The 15,855-nt window shown below is 69.5% G+C and carries 14 protein-coding genes; 12 read left to right on the forward strand and 2 right to left on the reverse strand.

All coding sequences use genetic code 11. The features are described from left to right. The first annotated feature begins 108 nt into the window (after window positions 1-108). On the forward strand, window positions 109-579 hold the full coding sequence (locus AB0J58_RS05665; RefSeq protein ID WP_364211050.1) for a peroxiredoxin: 471 nt from the start codon (window positions 109-111) through the stop codon (window positions 577-579). 51 nt (window positions 580-630) lie between these two features. Here AB0J58_RS05665 and AB0J58_RS05670 read toward each other — a convergent pair whose 3' ends face one another. Further along, window positions 631-1,356 carry a GntR family transcriptional regulator gene (locus AB0J58_RS05670; RefSeq protein WP_364210711.1) on the reverse strand — a complete coding sequence of 242 codons (726 nt, stop codon included), beginning with the start codon at window positions 1,354-1,356 and terminating at the stop codon, window positions 631-633. Between the two features lie 540 nt (window positions 1,357-1,896). Here AB0J58_RS05670 and dapA point away from each other — a divergent pair. The 6 genes from dapA (at window position 1,897) to AB0J58_RS05700 (ending at window position 7,748) form a co-directional block, all read left to right on the forward strand. Further along, window positions 1,897-2,823 (forward strand): 4-hydroxy-tetrahydrodipicolinate synthase, encoded by a 927-nt coding sequence (dapA, locus tag AB0J58_RS05675; protein ID WP_364210714.1) that lies wholly within the window; start codon window positions 1,897-1,899, stop codon window positions 2,821-2,823. Window positions 2,824-2,987: 164 nt separating this feature from the next. Further along, on the forward strand, window positions 2,988-4,673 hold the full coding sequence (locus AB0J58_RS05680; protein ID WP_343973813.1) for a ribonuclease J: 1,686 nt from the start codon (window positions 2,988-2,990) through the stop codon (window positions 4,671-4,673). Window positions 4,674-5,108: 435 nt separating this feature from the next. Further along, window positions 5,109-5,921 (forward strand): 5-dehydro-4-deoxy-D-glucuronate isomerase, encoded by an 813-nt coding sequence (gene kduI, locus AB0J58_RS05685; RefSeq protein ID WP_364210717.1) that lies wholly within the window; start codon window positions 5,109-5,111, stop codon window positions 5,919-5,921. Next, on the forward strand, window positions 5,921-6,658 hold the full coding sequence (locus AB0J58_RS05690; protein WP_364210720.1) for an SDR family oxidoreductase: 738 nt from the start codon (window positions 5,921-5,923) through the stop codon (window positions 6,656-6,658). Before kduI ends, AB0J58_RS05690 begins: the two co-directional genes overlap by 1 nt. Window positions 6,659-6,675: 17 nt before the next feature. Further along, complete coding sequence (locus AB0J58_RS05695; protein WP_364210723.1) at window positions 6,676-7,443, forward strand: IclR family transcriptional regulator; 768 nt, start codon at window positions 6,676-6,678, stop codon at window positions 7,441-7,443. An 86-nt stretch (window positions 7,444-7,529) separates the two neighbouring features. After that, complete coding sequence (locus AB0J58_RS05700; protein ID WP_364210726.1) at window positions 7,530-7,748, forward strand: tautomerase family protein; 219 nt, start codon at window positions 7,530-7,532, stop codon at window positions 7,746-7,748. A gap of 114 nt (window positions 7,749-7,862) precedes the next feature. Here AB0J58_RS05700 and AB0J58_RS05705 read toward each other — a convergent pair whose 3' ends face one another. After that, window positions 7,863-9,359, reverse strand: a complete 1,497-nt coding sequence (locus AB0J58_RS05705; protein ID WP_343973798.1) for a sodium:solute symporter family protein — start codon at window positions 9,357-9,359, stop codon at window positions 7,863-7,865. Between the two features lie 219 nt (window positions 9,360-9,578). Here AB0J58_RS05705 and AB0J58_RS05710 point away from each other — a divergent pair, with 219 nt between their 5' ends. The 5 genes from AB0J58_RS05710 to AB0J58_RS05730 all read left to right on the forward strand — a co-directional run bounded on the left by AB0J58_RS05710 (window position 9,579) and on the right by AB0J58_RS05730 (window position 15,719). After that, window positions 9,579-12,107: a DNA translocase FtsK gene (locus tag AB0J58_RS05710; RefSeq protein ID WP_364210729.1), complete on the forward strand. Its 2,529-nt coding sequence runs from the start codon at window positions 9,579-9,581 to the stop codon at window positions 12,105-12,107. Between the two features lie 99 nt (window positions 12,108-12,206). Further along, on the forward strand, window positions 12,207-12,962 hold the full coding sequence (locus tag AB0J58_RS05715) for a helix-turn-helix domain-containing protein (RefSeq protein ID WP_364210732.1): 756 nt from the start codon (window positions 12,207-12,209) through the stop codon (window positions 12,960-12,962). Window positions 12,963-13,178: 216 nt separating this feature from the next. Continuing rightward, window positions 13,179-14,588 carry a 30S ribosomal protein S12 methylthiotransferase RimO gene (gene rimO, locus AB0J58_RS05720; RefSeq protein WP_364210735.1) on the forward strand — a complete coding sequence of 470 codons (1,410 nt, stop codon included), beginning with the start codon at window positions 13,179-13,181 and terminating at the stop codon, window positions 14,586-14,588. 25 nt (window positions 14,589-14,613) lie between these two features. Beyond that, window positions 14,614-15,219 (forward strand): CDP-diacylglycerol--glycerol-3-phosphate 3-phosphatidyltransferase, encoded by a 606-nt coding sequence (pgsA, locus tag AB0J58_RS05725; RefSeq protein ID WP_364210738.1) that lies wholly within the window; start codon window positions 14,614-14,616, stop codon window positions 15,217-15,219. After that, window positions 15,216-15,719, forward strand: a complete 504-nt coding sequence (locus AB0J58_RS05730; RefSeq protein ID WP_364210741.1) for a nicotinamide-nucleotide amidohydrolase family protein — start codon at window positions 15,216-15,218, stop codon at window positions 15,717-15,719. The genes pgsA and AB0J58_RS05730 overlap by 4 nt, the downstream gene beginning before the upstream one ends. Window positions 15,720-15,855 lie beyond the last annotated feature (136 nt).

Consider the following 15,855-nt stretch of genomic DNA (forward strand, 5'->3'; position numbering starts at 1 on the left):
TTCGCCGGAGAATGGGGACGGCACAACGGCCTCCGCTCTGGCCGGGTACGAGGATCCCGGCGGTGCGAGCGGAGGTCCTCCGACGGCGTAGGGAGACGACCCGTGGGCATGAACCTCGCGGTGGGAGACATGGTCGAGGATTTCGAGCTTCTCGACGAGACGGGCACGCGAAGGCGGCTCGGTGAGTTTCTGGCCAAGGGACCGGTGGTGCTCTTCTTCTATCCGGCGGCCATGACGTCGGGATGCACGGCCGAGAGCTGCCACTTCCGCGACCTGGCGGCGGACTTCGCCGCCGTGGGGGCGACCAGGATCGGAATCAGCCGTGACGGGGTCGACCGGCAGGCGAGGTTCGCCCAGGCCAACCAGCTGGGCTTTCCGCTGCTGTCCGACCCGGACGGCGCGGTCGCCCGGCGCCTCGGCGCCCGCCGCACCGTCGCGGTGGGGCCCTTCCTCACCCGCCGGATGACCTTCGTCATCGGCGAGGACCACCGCCTGCTGGAAGCGATCCACAGTGAGACCCATATGGAGGCCCATGCGGACCGCGCCCTGGAGGTGCTGCGTTCCCGTCCCCGCCCCTGACCTCTCGCCCATCCGGGCGAAAGGCGCGGGCAGGGCGGTGGCCGAGGTCTCTCAGGGGTGCAGGGGGTAGGAGTAGACCAGGCGGAAGCGATCGCCGGGGATGACGATGTCACTGGTCTCCACCGGGCGGTCTCCGGCCCAGTGGGTGCGCTCGACGTGCAGGACGTTGACGCCCGCGGGCAGGGCGAGGGCGTCGCTCTCCGTGGGCTGCGGCACGCGGGTGTGGACCTGCTCGACGACCTCGGTGATCTTGACGCCGAAGGCGGACAGGCGGGCGATCAGGCTGCGCGGGTTCTCCTCGGTGACGGGCTCGCCGAACTCGGCGGGCTCGTAGGAGGTGGTCAGCTGGATCGGCTTGCCGTCGCCGCGGAAGACGTAGCGGGTGCGGGTCAGCGGGGCGGATTCGTCCAGCCGGAGGCGGTGGGCGATGTCGGGGGTGGCGTCGGCCGGCTCGGCCCGCCAGTCCCAGGTGGCCCGGGTGCCCTGCGACTGGATGTCGGCCGCGAAGGGGGCGTGGTGGTCGTGGAAGCGCCAGCGGTGCAGCGGGAGCAGCGCCGGCTGTTCCCGCACGTAGTGACCCGAGCCGACGCGGCCGACGATCAGGCCTTCGGCGGTGAGCACCCGCAGCGCGTGCCTGGCGGCGGTCTCGCCCACGCCGTACTTCCTGGTCAGCTGGGCGCGAGAGGGGATCGGGGCGCCGGGGGGAAGGGAGCCGTCGACGATCTGGCGCCGGATGTCGGCGACGACGCGCAGGTAGACAGGATCGGAGCTTGCCACGTGTCCATCCCTGGGTTCTGGGGCGTTGTCCCATCCTGTCGTATTCGATGCGCAACGCAGGGTGATGGTGGAGATTTGGAACTCCAACTTTGCGTGCCGCTCCCAGAAGTGCCCAAAAATATCTCAGAGACCGTGTAACGCCCGCGTAAGGAGCGCCGATTCAACGGTAGAGGTCGTCGATGTGTGTACCCCCGAGCACATATCGGCGGCCTCTTTTCCTTCAAGGAATTCCCCGTCGCCGCCGAAGCGGACAAAAGTATCGTTAACCATGTAACCGGATGCGAAGCCCTGGATGTCGCCGCCGGCCCCTGATCACCCCAGGTCATCCCCGGGTCGATGTGCACGGTTCCGGCCGCGTGGCGGGCCCGGAGCCCCGTGACGAGTGCGGATCGGAGTCCCCCGCCGCGGCGTCGTATATCCGCGTGTACGGTGTGCAGCGGGCACCTTGGGGAGATGCTCACTCTTGGGCCCATCGGTGGACGGAGGTTAGGCGGGGTGGCGGGGTCCACCGTTTCAGCGGATCCAGGTAGCGTTCGGTCTATGGCAGCGCCAACTGGAACCTACGACGCCCCCTTCGGCCGCATGCTGACCGCCATGGTCACGCCGTTCACGAGTGACGGAGCGGTCGACTACGAGACAGCGCGTCGTCTGGCCACCTATCTGGTGGACGAGCAGCGCAACGACGGCCTTGTCGTGAGCGGCACGACGGGAGAGTCCCCGACGACCACGGACGAGGAGAAGGAGCGCCTGCTGCGCGCCGTCGTCGAGGCGGTCGGCGACCGGGCCACGGTCGTCGCCGGAGCCGGCACCAACGACACGCACCACAGTGTCGAACTGGCCCGAGCCGCCGAGCGTGCCGGGGCCCACGGTCTCCTGCTGGTGACGCCGTACTACAGCAAGCCCCCCCAGGAGGGGATCTACCATCACTTCTGTACAGTGGCAGACGCCACGGCCCTGCCGGCCATGCTCTACGACATCCCAGGTCGCAGTGGTGTGCCGATCCAGAGGGAGACGCTGACGCGGCTCGCCGGGCACGAGCGGATCGTCGCGGTGAAGGACGCCAAGGCCGACCTGTTCGAGGGCTCGCAGGTCATCGCGTCCACCGGCCTCGCCTACTACTCGGGTGACGACACGCTCAACCTGCCGTGGCTGTCGGTGGGGGCCGTGGGGTGTGTCAGCGTGATCGGCCACGTCGCGGGCGCGGAGATCGCCGCGATGATCGAGACGTACCGCTCCGGGGACGTGGCGGGTGCGCTCGCCGTCCACCGCCGACTGCTCCCCGTGGTCTCCGGGATCATGATGCAGGCCGGTGGCGCGATCATGGCGAAGGCGGCGTTGAGCCTGGTGGGGCAGCCCGCGGGACCGATGCGGCCGCCTCTGGTGGAGGCGACCGATGAGCAGCTCGCCAGGCTGCGCGAAGACTTGATCACGGGCGGTGTGAAGCTGTCCGACGAAGTTGTGACATGAGAGCGACGACCGCGGCCCTCACCGGCCGCATCCGGGAGGAACGAGAGTTTGCGAGAAAGAAGACACACTGGTCCGCTTGGGGACGGGGTGCTCGGCGAGAGAGTGGTCCTGCTGTCCACGGGGGCCTTTGTCGCATGTGAGACCGCTGAGAGAGGTGTGGCCCGATGAGTCACCCCCACCCTGAACTCGGGCCGCCGCCCATGCTGCCCGAAGGCGCCCTGCGCATCGTCGCTCTGGGCGGCCTCGGTGAGATCGGCCGCAACATGGCCGTGTTCGAGTACGAGGGCCGTCTGCTGATCGTCGACTGCGGGGTGCTGTTCCCCGAGCCCGACCAGCCCGGCATCGACCTGATCCTGCCCGACTTCGAGTACATCCGGGGCCGCCTGGACGACGTCGAGGCCGTGATCCTGACCCATGCGCACGAGGACCACATCGGTGCCGTGCCGTACCTGCTGCGCGAGCGCCGCGACATCCCGGTCGTGGGGTCGAAGCTGACGCTGGCGCTGATCGAGGCCAAGCTCACCGAGCACCGCATCCAGCCGGTCAAGCGCGAGGTCGTGGAGGGCGAGCGGCACAGGTTCGGGCCGTTCGAGTGCGAGTTCCTCGCCGTCAACCACTCCATCCCGGACGCGCTGGCCGTCGCGATCAGGACACCCGCGGGCATCGTCCTGCACACCGGTGACTTCAGGATGGACCAGTTGCCCAGCGACGGGCGGCTGACCGACCTGGGCGGGTTCGCCAGGCTCGGCGCGGAGGGCGTCGACCTGCTGATGTCCGACTCGACCAACGCCGAGGTACCGGGCTTCGTCACCAGTGAGCGGGAGATCGCGCCGGTCATCGACGAGGTCGTCCGCACGGCGGGCAAGCGCGTGATCGTGGCGAGCTTCGCCTCCCACATCCACCGCGTCCAGCAGGTCATCGACGCGGCTGAGAAGCACGGTCGCAAGGTCGCGCTGGTCGGTCGCTCGATGGTGCGCAACATGGGCGTCGCCCGTGACCTGGGCTACCTGAGGGTCTCGCCGGGGCTGATCGTCGACTCCAAGGAGATCGAGGGCTGGCCGCCGGAGGACGTGGTGCTGATCTGCACCGGGTCCCAGGGCGAGCCGATGGCGGCGCTGTCGCGGATGGCCAACCGCGATCACCCGATCCGGATCGCCGAGGGCGACACGGTTCTCCTGGCATCCTCGCTGGTGCCGGGTAACGAGACCGCGGTCAACAACGTGATCAACGGCCTGTCCCGCTGGGGTGCCCGCGTGGTGCACAAGGGCAACGCGAAGGTGCACGTCTCCGGGCACGCCGCCGCGGGCGAGCTGCTGTACGTGCTCAACCTGACGCGGCCGTCCAACTTCATGCCGGTGCACGGCGAGTGGCGCCACCTGCGGGCGCACGCCAAGCTCGCCGCGCTGACCGGGGTGCCGGACGACCACATCGTGATCGCCGAGGACGGCGTCGTGGTGGACCTGGTCGACGGCCGGGCCAAGATCGTGGGCGCGGTTCCCGCCGGTTACGTCTACGTGGACGGCACCTCGGTGGGCGACGTCACCGACTTCGCGTTGAAGGACCGCCGCATCCTGGGCGAGGAGGGCTTCATCTCCATCGTCATCGTGGTGGACACCGCCACCGGCAAGCTCGCCGGGGGCCCGGAGATCCACGCCAGGGGGTCCGGCATCGACCCGGCCATGTTCGACGACATCCTGCCGCAGGTGGAGCGGGCGCTGCAGGAGAACGCGGCCGACGGGGTGGTGGACATCCAGCAGGTCCGCCGCGTGGTCCGCAGGACCGTGGGGCGCTGGGTGAGCGACACCTACCGCCGCCGCCCGATGATCGTTCCGGTCGTCATCGAGGTCTGATCCTCACCTCCGTACGGCGGCCGCACCGGTCGTCGTACGGACGCGGGTGCCATCCCTTCTGCCGGTCGAGGCGGGTCGGCGGACGCCGCGCGGGAAGCAGGCCCCGCTCGCCGTCCTCCCGGCGTTCCCCAGCGGCTCGGCGAAGTCGCGGTCACGCCCCCTCCAGCGGTCGCCGGACCGGAGACGGACGGCCGGGGCGCGGCCCTCGCGAAGACGGCCGCGAGGGGCCCGCCGCCAGGCGGATCGCCGTCCGTGTCACGCCGGTCATGTTTCGCCTCCCATCCGTTGGGATCTGGGCCGGGTGGGGAAGGTTCGGGCTCCGGAGGGGATCGTTTTCCGGGCGCCGGTGGTGGGCGCGGGGAGGGGCGCCGTTGTATGCTCACATTGTTCTATGTAGCAGCTTGTAATTCCGTGTAATAGAACAATGGAGGGTCGATGGAGGTACGGCACGCCACGGCACCCGACCAGATCGCCGGGATGACGACCGACTGGCTGCGCCGCCGGTTCCTGGTGGAGCGGCTCTTCGTGCCCGGGGAGGTCCGCCTGCTCTACTCCCATGAGGACCGGATCGTGGTCGGCGGAGCCCTGGCCGGAGACGAGCCGCTGAGGTTGCACTGCCCCGATCCGCTCAGGTCCGCGTACTTCCTGGAGCGCCGCGAACTCGGCGTGGTCAACGTGGGCGAGCCCGGCACGGTGACCGTGGACGGCACCGCGTACCCGCTGGCCCACGGGGAGTGCCTCTACGCCGGCCGGGGGGCCCGCGAGGTGGGCTTCGAGGGGGGCGCGTTCTACCTGGTCTCCACCCCCGCGCACGCGACCTTCCCGACGGCCGCCGCGACCACGCGGGACGCCGAGCCGGTGCGACTGGGCGGCCGGGACGGTTCCAACGACCGGACGATCTACAAGTACATCCACGCCAAGGGCATCCAGAGCTGCCAGCTCGTGCTCGGCGTGACGGTGCTCGAACCCGGCAGCATGTGGAACACCATGCCCTGCCACACCCACGAGCGCAGGACCGAGGTCTACCTCTACTTCGATCTGCCGCAGGGCGAACGGGTGATCCACCTGATGGGGCGCCCGGAGGAGACGCGCAACCTGGTGGTCGCGGACCGGCAGGCGGTCATCTCCCCGTCCTGGTCGGTGCACTGTGGCTTCGGCACGAGGAGCTACTCCTTCGTCTGGGCCATGGGCGGGGAGAACCAAGCCTTCGAGGACATGGAGCAGGTCGAGATCGGCGAGCTGCGCTGATGTTCTCGCTGGAGGGCAGGACCGCGCTCGTCACCGGCGCGCGGACCGGGATCGGGCGGGCCCTCGCGGTGGGCCTGGCGGCGGCGGGGGCCGACATCGTGCTGCACGGCCGAGACGACGACCTGGACGAGGTGGAGGCCGAGGTCCGCAAGACCGGCAGGCGGGCCTCCCGGTGGATCCTCGACCTGTCGGACCCCGGAGCCGTAGGCGCGGCGGCCGGGCGCCTGGGGCCGGTCGACGTGCTGGTCAACAACGCGGGGGTCATCCGCAGGGCCCCGGCCGCCGAGCATCCCTACGGGTCCTTTCGCGAGGTGCTCGACGTCAACCTGGACGCGGTCTTCCTGCTCAGCCAGGTCGTCGGGAAGCGGATGCTCGCCAGGGGCTCCGGGAAGATCATCATGATCGCCTCCATGCTGTCCTTCCAGGGAGGCGTCAACGTCGTGGGCTACACCGCGGCGAAGCACGGTGTCGCCGGGCTCACCAGGGCGCTGGCCTGCGAGTGGGCGGGCTCGGGGGTGCAGGTCAACGCGATAGCCCCCGGCTACATCAGGACCGGCAACACCGAGCGGCTCTGGGACGATCCCGTGCGGGAGGCGGAGATCAGGACGCGCATCCCCGCCGGGCGCTGGGGCGCCCCCGAGGATCTCGTGGGTGCCGCGGTCTTCCTGGCGTCCGGCGCCTCCGACTACGTCAACGGGCACCTGCTGGCGGTCGACGGAGGCTGGTTGGCGCGCTGACCAGTAGGCTCATGATCGTGGTCAGGGAAGGCAGTTCCATCGACAAGGCGCTGGCGGTGCTGGAGGCGATCGCCGAGCACCACCGCGTGACCGATATAGCCGTCGCTACGGGCGTGTCCAAGTCAACGGTCCATCGCATCCTCCAGTCGCTCGTCGAGTGGGGGTTCGCGCGGGCCGACGGCCGCGGGGGCTACGAGCCGGGTCCCCGGATCCTCACGCTGGCCGGCCGGGTCATGAACCGTTTCGACCCGGCCCGTCAGGCCTCCGGCGCGCTCAACGCCCTGCACGAGCGGATCGGCTACACCACCCACTTCGCCATCCGCAGCGGGGACGAGGCGGTCTACGTCGACAAGCTGGAGGGGCGCAGGCCCTACCAGATGCCCTCCCGGATCGGCATGAGCCTGCGCCTGCACTGCACCGCGATCGGCAAGGCGGTCCTGGCCCAGCTCGGCGCCGACGAGGTCCGCGCGATCTGCGCCCGTACCGGTATGCCCACCCCGACCGCCAACACGCTGGCGACGCCGGAGGAACTGCTGGCCGACCTGGCGTTGGTACGGTCCCGCGGGTACGCGATCGACGACGAGGAGAACCTGCCCGGCGTCCTCTGCGTGGGGGCCCCGGTCTTCGACCACACCGGTCAGGTGCTCGGCGGCATCTCCATCTCCGCCCTGGCGATGGACATGAGCCGCGAGGACGTCGAGCAGTTCGCGCCCGAGGTCGTCTCCGCCGCCCGCGAGGTCTCCGCGGCCCTCGGTGCCCCCGGCGCGCCGGTGCCCAACGGCTGACCGCGCCGCGCCCGCGTCACCCCTCCGTCCCGCCTGCCCGATACGGCCACGCCCACTTCTTGTTCTATGTAGTGAAATCTGATCTCATGTTATGCAACATTATGAGCCTGGAGGTCAGCATGCCGAACATCACCGTCGAACTCCTGTCCGGCAGGACCCTCGACCAGCGCCGCGAGTTCGTGGCCGCGCTGACCGAGGCGGCCGTGGACATCCTGAAGGCACGCCGCGAGGCGGTGCGTGTCGTCTTCACCGAGATCGAGAAGTCCGACGTGGCCAACGGCGGTGTTCTGGAGTCCGACAAGTAGTCCGGACCCGCGAAAGCACCGCCGGCTCCCTCGTGCCCTCTCGGGGCGGGGGAGCCGGCGGGTGGGCGGGCGGGGTCGGAGGAACCGCCGCGCCCGGGGGCGGTCGCGGAGCCGTCAGCGGGCCGAGTCGGCCCGCTCCGGCTCGGGATCGGTGGACAGCGAGTCGACGAGCGCGTCGCGATCCCCGCGGTTCTCCGGCTTCAGCAGCCCGATGGCCACGTACAGGATCAGCGAGGTGACCAGCGGCAGGCCGACGACCACGGCCGTGTCCTTGGACTCGACGATCCACTTGACGTACGCCCAGACGCCCAGGCCGGCGGCCCAGGAGGCGATGGCCGCGGTCGGGCCGCTCCGCCGGAACCACGGCAGCATGCCCAGCATCAGCGGGATCGAGATCGGCCCCATCGTCGCCGCGACCAGGTCAACGACGATCTTCAACACGACGCCCTGGCCCTCGGTCAGGATCGCGATCGCCATGCTGACCAGCACGAAGGTGAAGGTGGTGACCCGGGCGAAGGTCAGCTCGGCCCGCTCCGACAGCTCGCGCACCCTGCGGACGATCACCGGGGCGATGTCCCTGGTGATGACGGAGGAGATCACGTTGGCGTCGGAGGCGACCATGGCCATGGTGTGCGAGAAGAAGCCCGCGAGCACCAGGCCGATCACACCCTGCGGCAACAGGGTCTGCGCCAGCCGCACGTAGGCCTCCTCGGCGTTGGCCAGGCCGGGCACGATGAGCGGCGCGGCGAACATCGGGATGAACAGGACCAGCGGCCAGACGAGCCAGAGCACGCTCGACAGCAGCGCCGAACGCCTGGCCGCCGAACCGGAGGGGGAGGCCATGTAGCGCTGGGCCAGGTTCCACATGCCGCCGTTGTACTCGAAGGTCTTGATGAAGAGCAGCGCGAGGAAGAACGTCATGGTGTACGGCCCGGCGAACGGGTCGCCGTGGCCGGGCGGCAGCTTCTCCCACATGGTCCACAGCGTGGCGACGCCGTCCAGGTGGGCCATGATCGCGACGAACATGGCGATCCCCGCGACTCCCTGGATGACGAACTGCCCGAAGTCGGTCAGCACGTCCGCCCAGAGCCCTCCCGCGGTGATGTAGACCATCGTGACGGCCCCGGTGACCAGGATGCCCCACTGGATCGGGATGCCCGCGAAGCCCCTGAGCAGAATGGCGATCGCCACCCATTTGGCGGCGATGTCCACGACCTTCAGCAGCGCGCCGCTGTAGGCCAGCACCTGCTGGGTGGGCAGGTTGTAACGCCGGGCGAGGTACTCCAGCGGGGAGACCACGCCGTGCTTGGAACGGAGCCGGTTCCAGCGGGCCGCCCAGACGAAGGCGCCGATGCCGACGCCGATCCCGATCGTCAGCGCCCACCAGACGTACATCGCGAGCCCGTAGTCGTAGGCGACGGCCGCGAACGCCACGAACATGATCGCGCTGTATCCCGACATGTGGTGGGAGATGCCTGACAGCCACCAGGGGATGCGGCCTCCCGCGGTGAAGAAGTCGATCACGTTTCTGATGCGGCTCTTCGACCACACGCCGATGCCGACCATGACAAGGAAGTACGCGCCCAGAACGGACCAGTCGAGTGCGGACATGTGTCTCCTCCCAACGCCCTGTTGGTGAGGAGGTTCTACTACATGAAACGCAATGTCAATACATAGAATGGAATGCGCTTTCCTGAGGATTAATGGGATCTTTGGTGCTCTTCATCACCGTTCACGAGATATCAGCCGATTTTGTGAAAGATTGGGGAGAGGGTGCCCTTCCGGCGAGTCGGCGAGCAATCCACCACCCGTCTCGTTAACCTCCCTAGCATGGCCACCCGTACGTCTAAAGGCTCCTCAGGAAAGCCCCCCGGCAAGGGCTCCCCCGGTCGTTCGGGCGCCTCCCAGGCCCGTACGGCCCCCGCTCGGCGGGCGTCCGCCAACCGGGGGAGGGGAGCGGGTGCGGCCCGCAGGCCGGCCTCGCCGCAGCACGACCCGATCAGCTGGGTTCTCACCATGATCGGCAAGCTGTTCATGGGCATCTGGATGCTCCTCGCGGGAGGCATCGGCAGCGCCGCGCGGGCCCTGGGGCAGAACGCGCGCGAGCTCGACCCCGTCCACCGCCGCGACGGGCTGGGCCTGGCGGTGTTCGCCGGGGCGATCGTGCTGGCGGCCATGACCTGGCGGGAGAACACCGGCACGGTCTCCACGGTGGTCGACGAGGTCATGCGCGCCGTCTTCGGATCGCTGACCTGGCTGGTCCCGATCCTGCTCGTGCTGCTGGCCTGGCGGCTGCTGCGGCACCCCGACCAGAACGCCGACACCGGCCGGATGATCATCGGGTGGTCCGCCCTCACCATCGGTGTGCTCGGCGTCGTGCACGTCGTTCACGACACGCCGTACCCCTCGGGGGGCGGCTCGGACGGCATGGACAAGGTGGCGGCCGCCGGAGGCATGATCGGCTTCATCGTCTCGGCGCCCCCGGCGAGCATCCTGCCCCCCTTCATCACCATCCCGCTGCTGCTGATCCTGTCGGGCTTCGGCATTCTGGTGATCACCGCCACCCCGGTGCACCGGGTTCCCGAGCGGCTGGCCGAGATCAGGCACATGCTCTTCAACCGGGACCTGCCCACGGCGCCGCGGGCGTCCCAAAAGCGGTCTCCCGCCCGCAAGAAGCCGGACCCCGGCGGGGCCGAGCCGGGCGACCACGTCAAGCCCTACGACACGCCCGTGGTCGCCGAGTCGCCGGGAGGGCTCGGAGACCACTCCCCGGAGATCGTGCCCGGCCTGGTGGACGAGGCCGAACCCGCGCAGGTCAGGGCCGACACGTCCGAGCCTCCCGCCCCGACCCCGGCGCCGCGCAAGGTCGAGCAGCTCGTCCTGTCCCCGCAGGCGGGCCCCTACACCCTGCCCGAGTCGCAGCTCCTGCGCCCCGGCACCGCCCCCAAGCCGCAGACGAAGGCCAACACGGTGGTCGTCAACGCGCTGACCAGCGTGCTGGAGCAGTTCGCCATCGACGCCCAGGTGATCGGCTTCACCCGGGGGCCGACGGTGACGCGCTACGAGATCGAACTCGGCCCGGCGGTGAAGGTCGAGAAGGTCACCGCGCTCACCAAGAACATCGCCTACGCGGTCAAGTCGGCCGACGTCCGGATCCTGTCTCCGATCCCCGGCAAGTCGGCGATCGGCGTCGAGATCCCCAACACCGACAAGGACCTCGTCTCCCTGGGCGACATCCTGCGCTCCCCGGTGGCCCAGGCGGACCACCACCCGATGATCGTCGGGCTGGGCAAGGACGTCGAGGGGCGCACGATAGTGGCCAACCTGGCCAAGATGCCGCACCTGCTCATCGCGGGTGCCACCGGTGCCGGAAAGTCGGTCTGCGTCAACGGCCTGATCACCTCGATCCTGATGCGGGCCACCCCCGACGAGGTCCGCATGGTCCTGGTCGACCCCAAGCGGGTCGAGCTCAGCGTCTACGAGGGCATCCCGCACCTCATCACGCCGATCATCACCAACCCCAAGAAGGCCGCCGAGGCCCTGGAATGGGTGGTCGGGGAGATGGACCGCCGCTACGACGACCTGGCCGCCAGCGGCTTCCGGCACGTCGACGACTTCAACAAGGCGGTGCGCACGGGCAAGCTGGTGCCGCCACCGGGCAGCGAGCGGGTCTACCAGCCCTACCCCTACCTGCTGGTGATCGTCGACGAGCTCGCCGACCTGATGATGGTCGCCCCGCGCGACGTCGAGGACTCCATCGTCCGCATCACCCAGCTCGCCCGCGCGGCCGGCATCCACCTGGTCATCGCGACCCAGCGCCCCTCAGTGGACGTGGTCACCGGGCTGATCAAGGCCAACGTCCCCTCCCGGCTGGCCTTCGCCACCTCCTCGCTGGCCGACTCCCGGGTCATCCTGGACCAGCCGGGCGCGGAGAAGCTCGTCGGTCAGGGCGACTCGCTCTTCCTGCCGATGGGCGCCAGCAAGCCCATGCGACTGCAGAACGCGTTCGTCTCCGAGAAGGAGATCGGCGAGATCGTCGGGCACTGCAAGGCCCAGATGGCCGTCGAGTACCGCGAAGACGTGGCCGCCGCGACGACCTCCAAGAAGGAGATCGACGAGGACATCGGCGACGACCTCGACCTGCTGATCCAGGCGGCCGAGCTCATCGTGACCACCCAGTTCGGCTCGACCTCGATGCTCCAGCGCAAGCTCAGGGTCGGCTTCGCCAAGGCGGGCCGGCTGATGGACCTGCTGGAGAGCAGGAACGTCGTCGGGCCCAGCGAGGGGTCGAAGGCCCGGGAGGTCATGGTCAAGCCCGACGAGCTTCCCGGTCTGCTGGCCGACCTGCGTGGAGGATGACACACCGGGAGGGAACGGACCCCCCGCCGCACACCTTCCGTCCGGTTACTGATTGAATGGGAACCGCTACGCAACGTCGGGGGCTGGGGGGCGTGCGCCATGGGCATTGGAAGCGATCTGGCGGATGCCAGGCGGTCTATGGGGATGACCGTTGGGCAGTTGAGCGCGCGGACACGCATCCGCGAGGTGCTCATCCAGGCGATCGAGAGGAACGATTTCTCCCAGTGCGGAGGTGACTTCTACGCGCGGGGACACATAAGGAACATCGCCAAGGTCGTCGGGCTCGATCCGGAGGCGCTGGTGCACTGCTACGACGAGCAACACGGGGGTGTCCCGCTGCCGGTGCGGGCCTCCAGCGTCTTCCAGGCCGACATGCCGTTGAAGATCCGTGAGCGTCGCTCGCCCAACTGGACGACGGCCATGGCGGTGGCGCTGGGCATCGTGGTCATCTTCGGGGTGGTACGGACCATGGGCGGAGGCGACACGCCCATAGCGGACGTCCACCCCGCGCCGGTGCCGGCCGCGCTGCCGCCGCCGGTCGGCGGCGTTCCCGGCTCACCGGGCCGGGCGGCGTCCCTGGCCGAGAAGAAGCGCAAGGACATGGTCGTCCTCCAGGTCAGGGCGGAGCGCACCTCCTGGCTGGACGTGGAGGACGCGGGCGGCAAGAGGCTCTTCTCCGGAACCCTCAAGGAGGGCAAGACCTCGACCTGGAAGGCGAAGGACAGGATGAGGGTCACCTTCGGCGACGGAGGGGCGTTCACCCTGAAGGTGAACGGCAAGAGCCTGGGCGCCCCGGGGAGTCCGGGGCAGATCGTCAACCGCTCCTACGAGGCCCCCGCCGCCAAGGAGCGCTGAGGTGGCGACCGGGAGTTCCGCCGGGGCCGCGGTGACGGCTCCGGCCGGGCCCGGGGGGCACCCGGTCGGGTGAACGTCCCTGGTCGGCGCGGTGCTCCTCGCCTTTCGGGCCCCCGTCCTCACGGCGGGACACCCGGGGCGGACGGGGATGCGGCGGTGCTGGAGTGGGGGAGGTGCATCGGGTAGTGGCCAACTCCCGATACCGTAGTGTTCACCATGTCATCCCGCCGAACCGCATCGCTGATCACACTTGGTTGCGCGCGCAACGAGGTCGACTCCGAAGAGCTCGCCGCTCGTCTTGAGGCTGCCGGCTGGCAGCTGGGCGACGACGATCCCGACGTCGTCGTCGTCAACACGTGCGGCTTCATCGACTCAGCGAAAAAGGACTCCATCGACACGCTGCTCGCCGCGGCCGACTCCGGGGCCAAGGTGGTCGCCGCGGGTTGCATGGCGGAGCGGTACGGTGACCAGCTCGCCGAGGCGCTGCCCGAGGCCGCGGCGGTCATCTCCTTCGACGACTACACCGAGATCGGCACCCGCCTCGACGACGTGCTGGCGGGCAGGCCGCTCGTCCCGCACAGCCCCCGTGACCGCAGGACCCTGCTGCCCATCTCCCCGGTGGAGCGTGCCGCCGCCCCCAAGACCGCCATTCCCGGCCACGGCGAGCTGCCCGAGGGCCTGGCACCCGCCAGCGGTCCCCGGCCGCTCCGCAAGCGCCTGGGCGAAGGGCCGGTGGCCTCGCTGAAGCTGGCCTCCGGCTGTGACCGGCGCTGCACCTTCTGCGCCATCCCCGCCTTCCGCGGGGCGTACGTCTCACGCCGCTCCGAGGAACTCCTCGCCGAGGCCGCCTGGCTGGCCGAGCAGGGCGTCAAGGAGCTGGTGCTGGTCAGTGAGAACTCCACCTCCTACGGCAAGGACCTGGGCGACCTGCGGGCGCTGGAGAAGCTGCTGCCCTCGCTCGCCGCGACCGAGGGCATCAAACGGGTGCGCGTCAGCTACCTGCAGCCCGCCGAGCTCCGCCCAGGGCTGCTGGAGATCATCTCCTCGACGGAGGGGGTGGCCCCCTACTTCGACCTGTCCTTCCAGCACGCCAGCGGTCCCGTGCTCCGCCGGATGCGCCGCTTCGGTGACCCCGCGCGCTTCCTCGACCTCCTGGAGTCGATCCGCGCGCACGCTCCCGAGGCGGGCGTGCGCTCCAACTTCATCGTGGGCTTCCCCGGCGAGACCGAGGAGGAGTTCGGCGAGCTGGTGGGCTTCCTGGAGAAGGCCAGGCTCGACGTGATCGGCATCTTCGGTTACTCCGACGAGGAGGGCACCGAGGCGGCCTCGCTCCCGGGCAAGCTCGACCAGGAGATCGTCGACGCCAGAGTGTCCGCGCTCACCGAGCTGGCCGAGGAGCTCATGGCCCAGCGGGCCGAGGAGCGGATCGGCACCGAGGTCGACGTCCTGATCGAGGAGGATCTGGGCGACGGCGGCTACGAGGGCCGCGCCGCCCACCAGGGGCCCGAGGTCGACGGCTCGGTGACGGTCCAGGGCATCGGACTGGTCCCCGGCCAGATCGTCCGGGCCGTCGTGGTCGACTCGGAGGGGGTCGACCTGATCGCCCGTATCAAGGCGGCCCCATGAACGCGCCACCGGGCCGGGAGAGCGTATGACCAACACGCCAGAGACCGGCACCGACTCGACAGCGGCACCCGCGCGCCCCAAGGTGAGCGCCTGGAACATCGCCAATGTCGTGACGGTGATACGACTGGCGATGGTTCCGTTCTTCGTGGCCTGCCTCTTCCTGCCGGGATCCGGCTGGAGGGTCGCCGCGCTGGTGGTCTTCATGGTGGCCTCGCTCACCGACCTGCTCGACGGCGAGCTGGCTCGCCGCTACGGTCTGATCACCGATTTCGGGAAGATCGCCGATCCGATCGCCGACAAGGCCCTCATCGGTGCCGCACTGATCAGCCTGTCGGTGCTGGGGGAGCTGCCCTGGTGGGTCACCGTCGTGATCCTGGGCAGGGAGCTGGGTGTCACCGCGCTGAGGTTCGCGGTCATCCGGCACGGCGTCATCCCGGCCAGTTACGGTGGGAAGGTGAAGACCGTCCTGCAGATCGCTGCGATCGTCTCCTACATCTGGCCGGGTGTGCCCGACCCGGTCCGCTGGGTCGTCATGGGAGCGGCGGCCGTCGTCACCGTCGGCACCGGCCTTGACTACGTGATCCGGGCGATCAAGCTCAGGCAGGTCGCGAAGCGGGCGCGGGCCGTATGAACCACCGCCTGCTCGCGACCACCACGGTCCTCTCCCTCCTCGTCCGCAGGGGCGAGACGGTGGCGGTGGCCGAGTCACTGACCGCCGGGCTGATCGGGGCGGCCCTCACGGAGCCGCCGGGAGCCTCCGCGGCCTTCCTGGGAGGGGTCATCTCCTACTCCACCGAGCTCAAGCAGCGGCTGCTGAACGTTCCCGCGGACCTGCTCGACCGTGAGGGCGCCGTGCACCCGCGGGTCGCCGCCGCCATGGCGACCGGGGTGCGCCTCCTGGCCGGCTCCACCTACGGTCTGGCCGTCACCGGTGTGGCCGGTCCCGAACCACAGGATGGTAAAACGGTCGGTACGGTTCATCTGGCCGTTAGCGGTCCGGACGGACGGGTATGGCACCGGGACCCGCAACTCGCGGGAACTCGTGAGCAGATCCGGGAATCGACGGTGAATGAGGCCGTAGACCTTCTCCGAGGTGTGCTGGAGGCGAACGTGGGGGAACATTCCGGGTGATTACCGCGTTACGTCCCCAGCGAACATGCTCACCATGGTCTGCCGCGGCGTCGGTGGATACAGGTACGGTGGAACTGTGAGTGAGGTAAAGGTCAAGCGATGATGACGGCGAGGAGTATGTACCAAGGGTCGCGTT

Source organism: Streptosporangium sp. NPDC049644, from assembly GCF_040675205.1.
Classification (GTDB): domain Bacteria; phylum Actinomycetota; class Actinomycetes; order Streptosporangiales; family Streptosporangiaceae; genus Streptosporangium; species Streptosporangium fukuiense.

What these genes read in the sequence shown, in the direction of transcription:
- AB0J58_RS05665 (WP_364211050.1), top strand. Translation starts at nt 109, where the DNA reads ATGAACCTCGCGGTGGGAGACATGGTCGAGGATTTCGAGCTTCTCGAC.
- dapA (WP_364210714.1), top strand. Translation starts at nt 1,897, where the DNA reads ATGGCAGCGCCAACTGGAACCTACGACGCCCCCTTCGGCCGCATGCTG.
- AB0J58_RS05680 (WP_343973813.1), top strand. Translation starts at nt 2,988, where the DNA reads ATGAGTCACCCCCACCCTGAACTCGGGCCGCCGCCCATGCTGCCCGAA.
- kduI (WP_364210717.1), top strand. Translation starts at nt 5,109, where the DNA reads ATGGAGGTACGGCACGCCACGGCACCCGACCAGATCGCCGGGATGACG.
- AB0J58_RS05690 (WP_364210720.1), top strand. Translation starts at nt 5,921, where the DNA reads ATGTTCTCGCTGGAGGGCAGGACCGCGCTCGTCACCGGCGCGCGGACC.
- AB0J58_RS05700 (WP_364210726.1), top strand. Translation starts at nt 7,530, where the DNA reads ATGTTATGCAACATTATGAGCCTGGAGGTCAGCATGCCGAACATCACC.
- AB0J58_RS05705 (WP_343973798.1), bottom strand. Translation starts at nt 9,359, where the DNA reads ATGTCCGCACTCGACTGGTCCGTTCTGGGCGCGTACTTCCTTGTCATG.
- AB0J58_RS05710 (WP_364210729.1), top strand. Translation starts at nt 9,579, where the DNA reads ATGGCCACCCGTACGTCTAAAGGCTCCTCAGGAAAGCCCCCCGGCAAG.
- AB0J58_RS05715 (WP_364210732.1), top strand. Translation starts at nt 12,207, where the DNA reads ATGGGCATTGGAAGCGATCTGGCGGATGCCAGGCGGTCTATGGGGATG.
- rimO (WP_364210735.1), top strand. Translation starts at nt 13,179, where the DNA reads ATGTCATCCCGCCGAACCGCATCGCTGATCACACTTGGTTGCGCGCGC.
- pgsA (WP_364210738.1), top strand. Translation starts at nt 14,614, where the DNA reads ATGACCAACACGCCAGAGACCGGCACCGACTCGACAGCGGCACCCGCG.
- AB0J58_RS05730 (WP_364210741.1), top strand. Translation starts at nt 15,216, where the DNA reads ATGAACCACCGCCTGCTCGCGACCACCACGGTCCTCTCCCTCCTCGTC.